The following is a 13,980-nucleotide window of genomic DNA, read 5'->3' as shown; positions in this document are numbered from 1 at the left end:
CATGCTGCCGTTGCGGCTGTGTGGGTTGTGTGTTGCCTGTTGCGTGGTAGTAACGGTGTTGCGCCGGGTGTCACCCGGGTACTGCAGGTACCGCGTCAGAACTCGCCGCGGAACCAGGTCTTCAATTTCTTGAACATGCTTCCCGCGCGCCCGGTCGGCAGCGACGGGCGGCGCGGATGCTCGATCTGGCTGCCCATCAGCAGCAGGCCCACGCCGGTGGCATGCACCGGGTTGCCCACCACCTCGCCCAGGCCGGTGACGTGCTGCGGGATGCCCACGCGCACCGGCATCTGCAGCATTTCCTCGGCCAGCTCGACCACGCCTTCCATTTTCGAGGCGCCACCGGTGAGCACCATGCCGGCGCGCACCAGTTCCTCGAAGCCGGAGCGGCGCAGTTCGGCCTGCACCATCTCGAAGATTTCCTCGTACCGGCCCTGCACCGCCTGCGCCAGCGAATGGCGCGGCATGCGGCGCGGCGGGCGGTCACCCACCGACGGCACCTGGATGCTTTCCTCGGCCGTGGCCAGCTGGGCCAGGGCGCAGGCGTAGCGCACCTTGATCTGCTCGGCTTCCGGGGTCGGCGTGCGCAGCATGTGCGCGATGTCGTTGGTCACGTGGTCGCCGGCGATCGGCAGCGAGGCGGTGTGGCAGATCGCGCCCTGCACGAACACGGCGATGTCGGTGGTGCCGGCGCCCATGTCCACCAGCACCACGCCCAGCTCGCGCTCATCGGCGGTCAGCACGGCCACGCTGGAGGCCAGCGAGGACAGCACCAGGTCGTCCACCTGCAGGCCGCAGCGCTGCACGCACTTGCTGATGTTGGCCGCCGCCGACTGCGCGCACACCACCAGGTGGGCATGCACTTCCAGGCGTACGCCGGTCATGCCGACCGGGTTGCGGATGCCTTCCTGCGAATCGTCCAGCACGTACTCGCGCGGGATCGCGTGCAGGATCTTCTGGTCGGCCGGGATCGCCACCGCCTTGGCCGCATCCAGCACGCGGTCCAGGTCGCCCCAGGTCACCTCGCCATCACGGATCGGCACGATGCCCGGCGAATTCTTGCACTGCACGTGGTTGCCGGAAATGGAGGCATACACCGAACGGATCTCGCAGCCGGCCATCAGCTCGGCTTCTTCCACCGCGCGCTGGATCGACTGCACGGTCGATTCGATGTCCACCACCACGCCGCGCTTGAGCCCGCGCGATTCGTGCGAACCGATGCCGATCACCTCGATCGGGTTGCCCGGCGAGTACTCGCCCACCAGCGCCACCACCTTGGAGGTGCCGATGTCCAGGCCGACGATCAGCGATTTGTCACCCTTGCGATTCATGTCCTTTCCTGCGTCCTTCTAGCCGGGGTGCCCGGCGCACCCGCCGGCGGGGCCGGGGTTCCCCAGCTCAGCGTGAAACCATTGGTGTAACGGAGGTCGGCGCGCTCGATCGGCGCGGCCTGGTTGGCCAGCTGCGGCAGCACACGCACGAAACGCTGCAGGCGCGAACGCGCATCGTCACGGCCGACCACCACTTCGGTGCCGTTGCTCAGCAGCAGCGACCAGCTGCCGCGTGCATCCATGCCCAGGCGGACAACGTCCAGCCTGGCCGGTGCGAACAACGCGCGGGATTCGTTGTACAACGCCACGACCTCTTCGGTCTGGCTGTCCGGTCCGTCCAGTTCGGGCAGCTTCAGGTCGGCCAGCTTTTTCGGCGTGGGGAACAGCTTGCCCTGCTCGGACAGCAGGCGGTCGTTGCCCCAGCGTGCGAACGGCTTGTGCTCGACCAGGGTCACTTCCAGCACGTCCGGCCACTGCTTGCGCACCTGCGCGCTTTCCACCCACGGCAGGCGCTCGATGGCGTCCTGTGCGTCCTGCAGCTTGACCGCGAAGAAACCCGCATGCGCATACGGCAGCAGCACCTGCTGCAGCTGCTCCGGCGGCACCCGCTTGAACTCACCGTGCACGCGCAGCTTCGCCAGCGGCCAGCGCTCGGCGCCGACCCAGCCATTGACCACGGCCACCACCGGCAGTGCCACCACCGACAGGGCCAACAGCCAGACGAAGATGCGCAGCACCGCGTTCATGCGTGCGATGCCTCCAGGGTCTGTTCCAGCACGCGCCACACCAGTTCCTCGAAACCGATGCCGGCCTGGCGTGCGGCCTTGGGCACCAGCGAATGGCTGGTCATGCCCGGGGCGGTGTTCACTTCCAGCAGGAAGAAGCGGCCGCTGGCGCGGTCACGCATCACATCCACCCGGCCCCAGCCACGGCAGCCGGCGGCACGGAACGCGGCCAGCGCGATACGGCCGATCTCGGCTTCGTCCGCGCCGTCCAGGCCCGGGCACAGGTACTGGGTGTCCTCGGCGATGTACTTGGCGTTGTAGTCGTACCACTGGCCCTTGGGCACGATGCGGATCGACGGCAGCGCCACATCGCCCAGGATGGCCACGGTCAGTTCATCGCCGACCACCATCTGTTCCATCAGCAGCTGGCCGTCGTAGCGCGCGGCCAGGGCGACGGCATCGTCCAGGCCGGCATCGTCGGTTACCCGGCTGATGCCCACGCTGGAACCTTCGTTGGCCGGCTTGACCACCACCGGCAGGCCCAGTTCGGCCGCCTGTGCGTGGACATCCTGCGCCGACACCTTGCGGTACTGCGGGGTCGGCAGGCCCAGCGACAGCCACACCTGCTTGGTGCGGATCTTGTCCATGCTCAGCGCCGAGCCCAGTACGCCCGAGCCGGTGTACGGCACGCCGAAGGCCTCCATCAGGCCCTGCACGATGCCGTCCTCACCGCCACCGTTGTGGCCGTGCAGGATGTTGAACACGCGGTCGATGCCACCGGCGGCCAGTGCGCTGGCCAGGGCCGGAATGCCATCGACGGCGAACGCATCGACGCCGCGCGACTGCAGGGCTTCGAGCACGTTGCGGCCCGAATCCAGCGACACCTCGCGCTCGCTGGAGGTGCCGCCCAGCAGCACGGCGACGCGGCCGAAGGCGGCCGGATCGGTGGTGCGCAGCGGCGGGAAGGCCTGCGTGCTCACGCCACGCCCTCCTTGAAGCCTTCCACGGCGATCTGGCTGGCCACGGCACCGATGTCGCCGGCGCCCATCATCAGCAGCAGGTCACCGTCCTGCAGCACGTCCGGCAGCACGCTGGCCAGTTCATGGGCCTTGCCCACCACCACCGGCTCGCTGCGGCCACGTGCCCGGATGGCACGCGCCAGCGCATGCGAATCGGCACCGGCGATCGGCTCTTCACCGGCCGGGTAGACCTCGCTGAGCACCAGCGCATCGACGCTGGACAGCACGGCGGCGAACTTGTCGAACTGGTCGCGGGTACGGCTGTAGCGGTGCGGCTGGAACGCCACCACCAGGCGCTTGTCGGTCCAGCCACCGCGGGCGGCGGCGAACACCGCTTCCAGCTCGCTGGGATGGTGGCCGTAATCGTCGATGATGCGCACCTTGGCACCACTGGCGGTGGTCACTTCGCCCAGGTCGTTGAAGCGGCGGCCGACGCCGGCGAAGCTTTCCAGCGCACGGGCAATCGCATCGGGGGCCACGCCCAGCTGCCAGCCCACCGCAGCGGCGGCCAGCGCGTTGAGCACGTTGTGCTTGCCCGGCAGCGCCAGCACCACTTCCTGGCTGGTGCCCTGCGGCAGGCGCAGGGTGAAGCGCATGCGCGCCCCGTCCTGCACCACGTTCTCGGCGCGCACGTCGGCCTGCGGGCTCATGCCGTAGCTCATCACGTGGCGCGGGGTCTTGGCGGCCAGCGCGGCCACTTCCGGGTCGTCGATGCACAGCACCGCCAGGCCGTAGAACGGCAGGCGCTGCAGGAACTCGGCAAACGCCGCCTGCACGCGGGCGAAGTCGTTGCCGTAGTTTTCCAGGTGGTCGGCATCGATGTTGGTGATGACCGACATCAGCGGGTTCAGGCGCAGGAAGCTGCCATCGCTCTCATCGGCTTCGGCCACCAGCCACTGCCCGCCGCCCAGCTTGGCGTTGGCCCCGGCGGCCAGCAGCTGGCCACCGATCACGAACGTCGGGTCCAGGCCACCTTCGCTCAGCACGGCGGCGGTCAGGCTGGTGGTGGTGGTCTTGCCGTGCGTACCGGCCACGGCGATGCCGCGGCGGAAGCGCATCAGCTCGGCCAGCATGGCCGCGCGCGGCATGATCGGAATGCGCTGGCTGCGCGCTTCCATCAGCTCCGGGTTGTCTTCGCGGATGGCGCTGGACACCACCACGCAGTCGGTGCCCAGCACGTTGGCGGCCGAATGGCCGCGCATGATGCGCGCGCCCAGGCCGGCCAGGCGGCGGGTGGCCGCGTTGTCGGCGTTGTCCGAACCGGACACTTCATAGCCCAGCGTCAGCATCACTTCGGCGATGCCGCTCATGCCGGTGCCGCCGATGCCGACGAAATGCACGCGCGGGAACGCGCGCACCAGGTCGTTGGTGTCGTGCAGGCGGCGGATCATGCGCGGCCTCGCGCAGGGCAGGCGCGGTGGCATGCCTTCTTCATACAGCTTCCTCAAGAATGATATCGGCGATGCGCTCGGCGGCATCGACCTTGGCCAGGGCACGCGCGGCTTGCGCCATCTGCATGCGGCGGGCGGGATTTTCGGACAGTTCGCGCAGCAATGAACCGATGCCCTCGGCCAGCGTTGCGTCCTGCTTCAGCAACACGGCGGCACCGCGCTCGGCCAGGTACTCGGCATTGCGCGTCTGGTGGTCGTCCACCGCCGCCGGGAATGGCACCAGCACGCTGCCCACGCCTGCCGCGCACAGCTCGGCCAGGGTCGATGCGCCGGCACGGCACACCACCAGGTCGGCCCAGGCGAAGGCATCGGCCATGTCGGCGATGAACGGGGTGATCTGCGCCGACACGCCGGCCTTGGCATAGGCCTCGACCGCTTCGGCGTGCAGCTTCTCGCCGCTCTGGTGGCGCACCTCGATCGCATGGCCGGCGCCAAGGGCGGCGATGGCCTGCGGCACACCGGTGTTGAGTGCACGCGCGCCCTGGCTGCCACCGACCACCAGCAGGCGCAGCGCCCCCTGGCGACCGGCAAAGCGCTGCTCGGGCGGCGCGATGGCGGCGATTTCCGCGCGCACCGGGTTGCCCACGGCCTCCTCGCGCTCAGCGAAGCTGCCCGGGAAACCGGTCAGCACCCGGCGCGCGAAGCGCGACAGGATGCGGTTGGTCATGCCCGGGGCACGGTTCTGTTCGTGCACCAGCAGCGGCAGGCCATGCAGGCGCGCGGCCAGGCCACCGGGGCCGGAAGCGAAGCCACCAAAGGCCACCACCGCGCGCGGCTGCCGGTCGCGGATCACCAGGCCGGCCGCACGCACCGCGCGCATCAGCCGCCATGGCGCGCCCAGCAGGGCCAGCTTGCCCTTGCCGCGCAGGCCGCCGATCTGCAGCGTATCGATGTCGATGCCGTGCTGCGGCACCAGCCGGGTTTCCATGCCGCCGGCCGCGCCCATCCAGGTGACCGGCACGCCGCGCTCGCGCAGCACGCGCGCCACGGCCAGGCCGGGGAAGATATGGCCGCCGGTGCCGCCGGCGAGGATCATCACCGGGCGCGGGGACGTGGAAGCGACGGGCAGGCTCATCCCATCCTCCCGAACGTGGGCTCGATGCGCGACTGCAGGCGGCTGGTGCCACGTGCCGGTTCGGCCGCCGGTGCAGCAGCGGCGTTGGCCCCGGCGGGCGCGGCCGCCGCGGCGGGCGGTGCCGGCGGCAGGTCGATGCCGGACGGTTCGCCGACCGCGCTTTCCTCGGTGGCGCCCATGCGCACGGCCTGGCGGCGCTCGGCGCGGTCCAGTTCATACGACACGCGCAGCAGCAGGCCCATCGCCACGCAGGTCATCAGCACCGACGAGCCGCCCGAGGAGATCAGCGGCAGGGTCAGGCCCTTGGTCGGCAGGATGCCCAGGTTGACCCCGATCGACACGAAGGTCTGCATGCTGATCCACAGGCCGATGCCGAAGGCGATGTAGCCGGAGAAATGGCGCTTCATTTCCACACAGCGCATGCCCAGCCAGAAGGTACGGCCGACCAGCAGCGCATACAGGGCGATGATGGTGCAGGTACCCAGGAAGCCGAATTCCTCGGCGGTGACCGAGAAGATGAAGTCGGTGTGCGCTTCGGGCAGGTAGTACAGCTTCTGCACCGAGTTGCCCAGGCCCACGCCGGTCCACTCGCCACGGCCCACGGCCATCAGCGCGTTGGACAGCTGGTAGCCGTCGCCCTGCTGGTCGGCCCACGGGTCCAGGAAGGAGGTGATGCGGCGCATGCGGTACGGCTCGATGATCGCCAGCGCGCTCATGCCGACCAGGCCGATGATCACCGGCATCGACATGCGCGGCATGTTCACCCCGCCCAGCACCAGCATGCCGGCGGTGATCGCCAGCAGCAGCGTGGACGAACCGAAGTCCGGCTGCAGCAGCAGCAGCACCACCAGCGCACCGGCCACGCCCAGCGGCTTGAGCATGGCCGGCCAGGTGGCGTTGACCTCGTCGCGGAAGCGCACCAGGTAGCTGGACAGCCACACGATGTAGAGCACCTTCACCGCTTCAACGGTCTGGAACTTGGAAATGCCCAGGTTGATCCAGCGGCGGGCACCGTTGACGCTGCTGCCCAGGCCCGGCACGAACACCACCACCAGCAGCGCGAAGCAGCCCAGCAGCAGCACCTGGTTGTACTGCTCGATGGTCTTCAGTTCGGTACGCGCGGCGATGACCGCCAGCACGATGCCGATCGCCAGGAAGATCAGGTGGCGGTTGAGGTAGTAGAACGGGCTGGACATCAGCGCGATCGAACTGGACGCCACCATGATCACGCCCAGCCCGGTCAGCGCGATCATCGCGCCGAGCAGCCACTTGTCATAGTGGCCTCCGATGGCTTCAAGGCGTGTTGCCTGGCGCGACAGGTCGTTCATCAGCGCACCTTCAGCGTGGCCAGGCCGATCAGCACCAGTACCACCGAGATGATCCAGAAGCGCACGATCACGCGCGGCTCCGGCCAGCCCTTCAGTTCGAAGTGGTGGTGGATGGGGGCCATGCGGAACACGCGCTTGCCGGTCAGCTTGAACGAAGCGACCTGGATCATCACCGACAGTGTTTCGATGACGAACACGCCGCCCATGATCACCAGCACCAGCTCCTGGCGGGTGATGACGGCGATGGTGCCCAGCACCGCGCCCAGTGCCAGCGCGCCGATGTCACCCATGAACACCATGGCCGGGTAGGTGTTGAACCACAGGAAGCCCAGGCCGGCACCGGCGATGGCCGCGCAGATGATGACCAGTTCGCCCGCGCCCGGAATCTGCGGGATCTGCAGGTAGTTGGCGAACACCACGTTGCCCGAGGCATAGGCGAACACGCCCAGCGCACAGGCCACCAGCACGGTGGGCATGATCGCCAGGCCGTCCAGGCCGTCGGTCAGGTTCACCGCGTTGGAGAAGCCGACGATCCAGAAATAGGCGATGGCCACGAAGCCGATGCCGGCCAGCGGCAGCGCCACCGACTTGAACATCGGGATGTAGAAGGTCAGCGCCGCCGGCACATCGGCGGTCTGGAACAGGAAGATGCCCGCGGCCAGGCCGAAGATCGACTGCAGCAGGTACTTCCAGCGCGACTTCAGGCCGTTCGGGTCGCGGCGGACGATCTTGATCCAGTCGTCGTACCAGCCGATGGCGCCGAAGCACAGCATCACCGCCAGCACCAGCCAGATGTAGCGGTTGCGCAGGTCAGCCCACATCAGCACCGACAGGGTGACGGTGAGCAGGATCAGCGAACCGCCCATGGTCGGCGTGCCGGCCTTGGAGAAATGGGTCTGCGGGCCGTCCTTGCGGATCGGCTGGCCGCCCTTGAACTGGGCAAGCCGGCGGATCACCGCCGGGCCGAGCCACAGCGACAGGAACAGGGCCGTCAGCGCGGCAAGGATGGCGCGGAACGTCTGGTAGTTGAACAGCCCGAACAGGCTCTCCAACTGCTGCAACCATCGAGCCAGTTCATACAACATGCGGGGATTCCTCTCCTTGCGCCAACAGCGCCTTGACGATCGTGTCCATGGCACTGCCACGGGAGCCCTTGACCAGGCAGCGCACGCCCGCGTGCAGCTCGTCCTTGAGCGCCTGCGACAGCGCGTCATGGGTCGTGAAATGACGGCCGCCCTCACCGAAGGCAGCCGCAGCGGCGGCGCTGAGTTCGCCCAGCGCATACAGGCGCTTGAGCCCGGCCTGGCGCGCACGCAGCCCGGCCTGGGCGTGCAGCGCCGCCCCATCCGGGCCCAGCTCGCGCATGTCGCCCAGCACCAGCCAGCCCTCTTCCGGGGCCGCGGCCAGCGCATCGATGGCCGCGGCCAGCGAGCCGGGGTTGGCGTTGTAGCTGTCATCCACCAGCACCGCACCGTTGGGCAGCTGGTGGGCGATCTGCCGGCCCGGCACCGGTTCGGCGGCGATCAGGCCGGCGACGATGCGGTCCAGCGCGATGCCGGCGGCCAGCGCCAGCGCGGTGGCCGCCAGCGCGTTGCCGATGTTGTGGCGGCCCGGCAGGCCCAGCGCCACCGGCACCTGGCCGGCAGGGGTCACCAGGGTGAACTGGCTGCCGGCAGCGGTTGGGCGGATGTCGCGCGCGGTGATGTCCGCGCTGTGGTCCAGGCCGAAGCGCAGCACGCGGCAGCGCGGCGGGGGGCCGATGAAATGCTGCTCGAACCAGATGCCATAGGCATCGTCGGCATTGATGACAGCCACGCCATCGGCCGGCAGCGCGGCATAGATGGCGCCCTTGGTCAGGGCCACGCCCTGCAGGGTACCCATGCGTTCCAGATGCGCCGGGGCGATGTTGTTGACCAGTGCGTAGCGCGGGCGGGCGATGTCGGTCAGGTAGGCGATGTCGCCCGGCTTGCCGGCGCCCATCTCGTAGACCGCGTAGTCGGCATCTTCCGGCGCATCGATGACCGCCAGCGGCAGGCCGATCTCGTTGTTGCGGTTGCCCGGGTTGGCATACACCACCGTGCCATCGGCCTGCGCCACCTGCTGCAGGATCGCCAGCAGCAGGCTCTTGACGCTGGTCTTGCCGTTGCTGCCGGTGATGGCGAACAGTTCAGTGCCACGGTCGCGCTGCATGCCGGCGGCAATGCGCGCCAGCGCGCGTTCACTGTCGGCCACCAGCACCTGCGGCAGTTCGACCGGCAACAGGCGCTCGACCAGCAGGGCACTGGCACCGCGTGCCAGCGCATCGGCCGCAAAATCATGGCCGTCGAAACGCTCGCCGCGCAGCGCCACGTACAGGCTGCCCGGGCGAAGGTTGCGGGTGTCGTTGCTGATTGCATCGATGGCCACGTCGTCGCCGTGGATCTCGCCGCCGGCCCAGTGCGCGATCAGCGACAGCAGGGTGCGCTTCATGCGGCACCTCCCGCAGCGCGCGCGGCCAGCACGCCCACCTTCGCAGCCAGCGCAGCGGCGGCCACCTCGGTGTCGTCGAAGTCGTAGCGGGTGCCCTTGACCTCCTGGTAGGGCTCGTGGCCCTTGCCGGCGATCAGGATGATGTCACCGGCCTCGGCGCGCTTGACCGCCAGGCCGATGGCCCGGGCACGGTCGCGCTGCACGGTGGCGGCGCCCGGGTGGCTCAGCCCGGCGACGATGTCGGCCACGATGCGGTCACCGTCCTCGTTGCGCGGGTTGTCGTCGGTGATGATGACATCACTGGCCAGGCGCTCGGCGATGGCCGCCATCTGCGGGCGCTTGCCGGTATCACGTTCGCCACCGCAGCCGAACACGCAGAACAGGCGGCCCTGCAGGTGGCCGTGCAGGCTGTCCAGCGCCTGTTCCAGCGCGTCGGGCGTGTGCGCGTAGTCGATCACCACGGTGGGCAGACCGTCTTCGCCGCCCAGGCGGTTCATGCGGCCGCGGATCGGCTGCAGCGCCGACAGCACCTGTGCGATGCGCTCCAGCGGTTCACCCAGCGCATGCAGGGTGCCGGCCACGGCCAGCAGGTTGTCCACGTTGAAGCGGCCCAGCAGCGGCGACTGCACCACCGCGTGTGCGCCGTCGATGCGCAGGGTGAAGCCGATGCCACGGCCATCCAGATGCAGATCGTCTGCACGCACGCCGGCGCCCTCGGCACCACGCGAGCTCAGGCCAATGGCAGTCACGCCGGCCGGCAGGCCCGCGAACAGTTCACGACCGAACGCATCGTCCAGGTTCACCACCGCCGCCTTCAGGCCGGGGCGATGGAACAGACGGGCCTTGGCCGCGCCGTAGCTGGCCATGTCGCCGTGGTAATCCAGATGGTCGCGGGTGAGGTTGGTGAACACCGCCACGTCGTAGTGCACGGCATCCACGCGGCCCTGGTCCAGCGCGTGCGAGCTGACTTCCATCGCCACCGCACCGGCACCGCCATCGCGCAGCTGCGCCAGCAGCGCGTGCATCTGCAGCACCAGCGGGGTGGTGAAGCCGGTCGGCTCGACCGCACCATAAAGTCCGGCGCCCAGCGTGCCGATACTGCCACTGGTGGTACCCAGCAGGTGCCACGCCTGGGCCAGCAGCTGCACGCTGGAGGTCTTGCCGTTGGTGCCGGTGACACCGACCATCGTCATCGCGCGCGACGGCGCGCCATGGAACTGGTCGGCCATCGCGCCCAGGCGCGCACGCAGGCCCGGCACGGCAATGGCATCGGCCGGGGCCGGCAGGTCGTCCGGCGCCGGCGGTTCAAACAGGATCGCTGCCGCACCGGCCGCGCGGGCCTGGTCGACAAAGCCCAGCCCATGCGCGCCGAACCCGGCGATCGCCACGAAGGCATTGCCCGGGCGCACGGCGCGGCTGTCCAGCACCAGGCCGGTCAGCACGGGATCGTGGCCCGCCAGGGCCACATCGGGAAGCAACTGCGAAAGCAACATCGTCTGGCTCATTGCGTGCCTCCCGTGGTCGGGGCAGGCACCGTGTTGTGTGCGGTGGGCAGGGCGGCATCGAATTCGGCGGCGGCATCGGCCGGCAGCGCGGCTTCGGCCGGCGGGGCCGGCAGCACCGAGGCACTGTGGCCGGTCTTGCCCGACTGCTGCGCGGCCAGCCAGGACTGGATATCGTCCGGCGGCACGTCCATCAGGCGCAGCGCGCCTTCCATCACGTTGTGGTAGACCGGCGCGGACACCAGGCCACCGTAGAACTTGCCCGCCTGCGGGTCGTTGATGACGATGACCGTGGCAAAGCGCGGGTTGGTCGCCGGCACCACGCCGGCGAACAGCGCGTTGTAGTGGCCGCGCTCGTAACCGCCGGGGCCGGCCTTGCGCGCGGTACCGGTCTTGCCGGCCACGTGGTAGCCCAGCACCGCCGCCTGCTTGGCACCACCCTGGGTGACCACCGTTTCCATCATCGCCACCACTTCCTTGGCGATCTGCGGGTCGATCACCTGGTGCGCTTCGCTGTGCTGGCCCTTGACGAAGGTCGGCGGGATCAGCCGGCCGCCGTTGCCCAGCGCCGAGTACGCGGTGGCGATCTGCAGCGGCGTCACCGACAGGCCGTAACCGTAGGACATGGTGGTCTTGGTGGTGCCCGACCAGCGTGCCGGGCGCATCACCACGCCGGCCGATTCCCCCGGGAAGCCGCTGTGCGGCGACGCGCCGTAGCCGAAGCGGCGCACGCCATCGTAGAAGGTCTGGTCGGGCATCTTGGCGGCGATCTTGGCCGCGCCGATGTTCGAGCTGCGGGTGATCACCCCGGTCACGTTCAGCACGCCGTTGTTGCGCGGCACGTCCTTGATGGTGAACCGGCCCAGGCTCATGTAGCCCGGGTTGGTGTCGATGATGGTGTCCTTGGTCACCGCACCGGCCTGCAGCGCGGTGGCGATGGTCAGCGGCTTCATCGTCGAGCCCGGCTCGACCAGGTCGGTCACGGCCCGGTTGCGGCGCGTATCGGGCACCGCGCCGGTCAGCGAATTGGGGTTGTAGGTCGGCAGGTTGACCATGGCCAGGATTTCACCCGTGGCCACGTCCATGATGACCATCGAACCACCGGCCGCCTTGTTGGCCACCAGTGCGTTGCGCAGCTCCTTGTACGCCAGGTACTGGATGCGGCGGTCGATGCTCAGGGTCAGGTCCTTGCCCGGCTCGGCGGCGCGCAGCAGGTCGCTTTCCACCGTTTCGCCCTTGCGGTTGCGGATCACCCGCTTGGCGCCGGGCTTGCCGCGCAGCCACTCGTCGAAGGCCAGTTCCAGCCCTTCCTGGCCGCGGTCGTCGATGTTGGTGAAGCCCAGCACGTGCGCCATCGCCTCACCCTGCGGGTAGAAGCGGCGGAACTCGCGCTGCGCGGCCACGCCCGGAATCTTCAGGGCCACCACCCGCTCGGCCTCGTCCGGGTTGATCCGGCGGCGCAGGTACATGAATTCCTTGTCCGACTTCTGCGACAGGCGGCTGCTCAGCTCGTCCACCGACATGCCCACGGCCTTGGCCAGCTCCGGGATGCGCTCGGGCGAACGCAGCAGGTCCTGCGGGTTCACCCAGATCGAGGCCACCGGCGTGGACACTGCCACCGGCTCGCCGTTGCGGTCGGTGATCATGCCGCGCGAGGTCTTGATCGGCAGCTCGCGCAGGTAGCGGGCCTCGCCCTGGCGCTGGTAGAAATCGCTGTTGATGATCTGCACGTAGGCCGCACGGCCCACCAGCGAGACCGAGCACAGGCCAAGGGCCAGCGCCACCCAGCGCAGGCGCTGGCGCAGGTTGAAGGCGTTGCGCGGGCGGTTGCGGCCGGTCTTGCTCATGGGCGCACCACCACCACGTCGGCCGCTTCAGGGAACTTCATGCCCAGCTTGTCGCGGGCGATCCCATCGACGCGGTTGGATTCGGCCAGCGTTGCCTGTTCCAGCTGCAGGCGGCCGAATTCGATGTTCAGGTCATCGCGCACGCGCTCGGCGCGCGAGAGTTCGATGAAGGTCTGCCGATGGCGGTGGCGCACGAACACCACACCGATCGCCGAAGCGACGGTGCAGGCCAGCAGCACGATCAGCAGCAGGCGGCTCATGCGCCGGCCTCGCGTTTCTGGGCCACGCGCAGCACGGCACTGCGCGCACGCGGGTTGGCGGCCAGTTCCTCGTCGGTGGCCTTGATGGCACCGCCGATCAGGTCCAGCGTGGGCACGAACGCCACGGCCTCGGGCAGGCGGCGGTTGGCCGGCGGGGCCTTGGCCAGGCGGTTCATGTACTGCTTGACGATGCGGTCTTCCAGCGAATGGAAGCTGATGACCGCCAGCCGGCCACCGGGCTTGAGCCGTTCGACGGCCGCATCCAGGCCGGCTTCCAGGTCGGCCAGCTCGCGGTTGATGTGGATGCGGATGGCCTGGAAGCTGCGCGTGGCCGGGTGGATCTTGTCCTTGCCGCGCGGCATGACCGAAGCGATCAGCTCGGCCAGTTCGGCGGTGCGGGCAAACGGCTGCTTCTGGCGGCGGGCCACGATGGCGCGGGCGATGCGCCGGCTCTGGCGTTCTTCGCCGTAGGCCCACAGCACATCGGCAATGGCCTGCTCATCGGCGTGGTTGATCCACTCGGCCGCGCTCTGCCCGTTGTCCGGGTCCATGCGCATGTCCAGCGGGCCATCCTTGCCGAAGCTGAAACCGCGCTCGGCCACATCCAGCTGCGGCGAGGACACCCCCAGGTCGAACAGCACGCCATCCAGCCCGGCAACGGTCTCATCCCACTGCAGCAGCTGGGCGAAGCTGCCACGGAAGATGGACACGCGCGGGTCCGGCGCGAAATCGCGCTGTGCGACAGCGATGGCGTCCGGATCCTTGTCCATGACCAGCAAGCGCCCCTCGGCACCCAGCTGCGACAGCACGCCACGGGCGTGACCGCCACGACCGAACGTGCCATCCAGGTAACGTCCGTTTTCGATCACCCTCAGGCCTTCCAGGACCTGGGTGTACAGGACCGGCAGATGCACCGCCGGCGACTGCGACACCGGGAGGTGACCGGTCTGCGCTTCCGGGCGCATCCGGGCAC

At 69.1% G+C, this 13,980-nt stretch carries 11 protein-coding genes and 1 pseudogene; all 12 read right to left on the bottom strand.

The window, feature by feature from the left end; all coding sequences use genetic code 11:
* Positions 1-95: 95 nt before the first annotated feature.
* Positions 96-1,331, bottom strand: a complete 1,236-nt coding sequence (gene ftsA, locus Q9R17_RS11460) for a cell division protein FtsA (protein WP_005408083.1) — start codon at positions 1,329-1,331, stop codon at positions 96-98.
* 68 nt (positions 1,332-1,399) lie between these two features.
* Positions 1,400-2,077: pseudogene (locus tag Q9R17_RS11455) on the bottom strand (cell division protein FtsQ/DivIB); the annotation flags it as partial.
* Positions 2,074-3,036 carry a D-alanine--D-alanine ligase gene (locus tag Q9R17_RS11450; protein ID WP_308154769.1) on the bottom strand — a complete coding sequence of 321 codons (963 nt, stop codon included), beginning with the start codon at positions 3,034-3,036 and terminating at the stop codon, positions 2,074-2,076. The gene Q9R17_RS11450 and the pseudogene Q9R17_RS11455, both read right to left, overlap by 4 nt.
* On the bottom strand, positions 3,033-4,466 hold the full coding sequence (murC, locus tag Q9R17_RS11445; protein ID WP_308154768.1) for a UDP-N-acetylmuramate--L-alanine ligase: 1,434 nt from the start codon (positions 4,464-4,466) through the stop codon (positions 3,033-3,035). The genes Q9R17_RS11450 and murC overlap by 4 nt, the downstream gene beginning before the upstream one ends.
* A gap of 40 nt (positions 4,467-4,506) precedes the next feature.
* Complete coding sequence (murG, locus tag Q9R17_RS11440; RefSeq protein WP_308154767.1) at positions 4,507-5,601, bottom strand: undecaprenyldiphospho-muramoylpentapeptide beta-N-acetylglucosaminyltransferase; 1,095 nt, start codon at positions 5,599-5,601, stop codon at positions 4,507-4,509.
* Positions 5,598-6,929, bottom strand: coding sequence for a putative lipid II flippase FtsW (gene ftsW, locus Q9R17_RS11435; RefSeq protein ID WP_308154766.1), 1,332 nt, complete (start codon positions 6,927-6,929; stop codon positions 5,598-5,600). Before ftsW ends, murG begins: the two co-directional genes overlap by 4 nt.
* Positions 6,929-8,014, bottom strand: a complete 1,086-nt coding sequence (gene mraY, locus Q9R17_RS11430) for a phospho-N-acetylmuramoyl-pentapeptide-transferase (protein WP_308154765.1) — start codon at positions 8,012-8,014, stop codon at positions 6,929-6,931. The genes ftsW and mraY overlap by 1 nt, the downstream gene beginning before the upstream one ends.
* Positions 8,004-9,398, bottom strand: coding sequence for a UDP-N-acetylmuramoyl-tripeptide--D-alanyl-D-alanine ligase (gene murF / locus Q9R17_RS11425; protein WP_308154764.1), 1,395 nt, complete (start codon positions 9,396-9,398; stop codon positions 8,004-8,006). Before murF ends, mraY begins: the two co-directional genes overlap by 11 nt.
* A complete protein-coding gene (locus tag Q9R17_RS11420) occupies positions 9,395-10,903 on the bottom strand; it encodes a UDP-N-acetylmuramoyl-L-alanyl-D-glutamate--2,6-diaminopimelate ligase (RefSeq protein WP_308154763.1) in 1,509 nt (502 codons plus the stop codon). Before Q9R17_RS11420 ends, murF begins: the two co-directional genes overlap by 4 nt.
* The gene (locus Q9R17_RS11415) at positions 10,900-12,747 is read right to left on the bottom strand and encodes a penicillin-binding transpeptidase domain-containing protein (protein WP_308154762.1); all 1,848 of its coding nucleotides are present in this window, start codon (positions 12,745-12,747) and stop codon (positions 10,900-10,902) included. The genes Q9R17_RS11420 and Q9R17_RS11415 overlap by 4 nt, the downstream gene beginning before the upstream one ends.
* Positions 12,744-13,007 carry a cell division protein FtsL gene (gene ftsL, locus Q9R17_RS11410; RefSeq protein ID WP_308154761.1) on the bottom strand — a complete coding sequence of 88 codons (264 nt, stop codon included), beginning with the start codon at positions 13,005-13,007 and terminating at the stop codon, positions 12,744-12,746. The genes Q9R17_RS11415 and ftsL overlap by 4 nt, the downstream gene beginning before the upstream one ends.
* A complete protein-coding gene (rsmH, locus tag Q9R17_RS11405; protein WP_308154760.1) occupies positions 13,004-13,972 on the bottom strand; it encodes a 16S rRNA (cytosine(1402)-N(4))-methyltransferase RsmH in 969 nt (322 codons plus the stop codon). The genes ftsL and rsmH overlap by 4 nt, the downstream gene beginning before the upstream one ends.
* Positions 13,973-13,980 lie beyond the last annotated feature (8 nt).

Origin of the sequence: Stenotrophomonas sp. 24(2023), from assembly GCF_030913365.1 — a bacterium.
GTDB lineage: Bacteria > Pseudomonadota > Gammaproteobacteria > Xanthomonadales > Xanthomonadaceae > Stenotrophomonas.
This window is presented reverse-complemented; position numbering and strand designations above follow the sequence as displayed.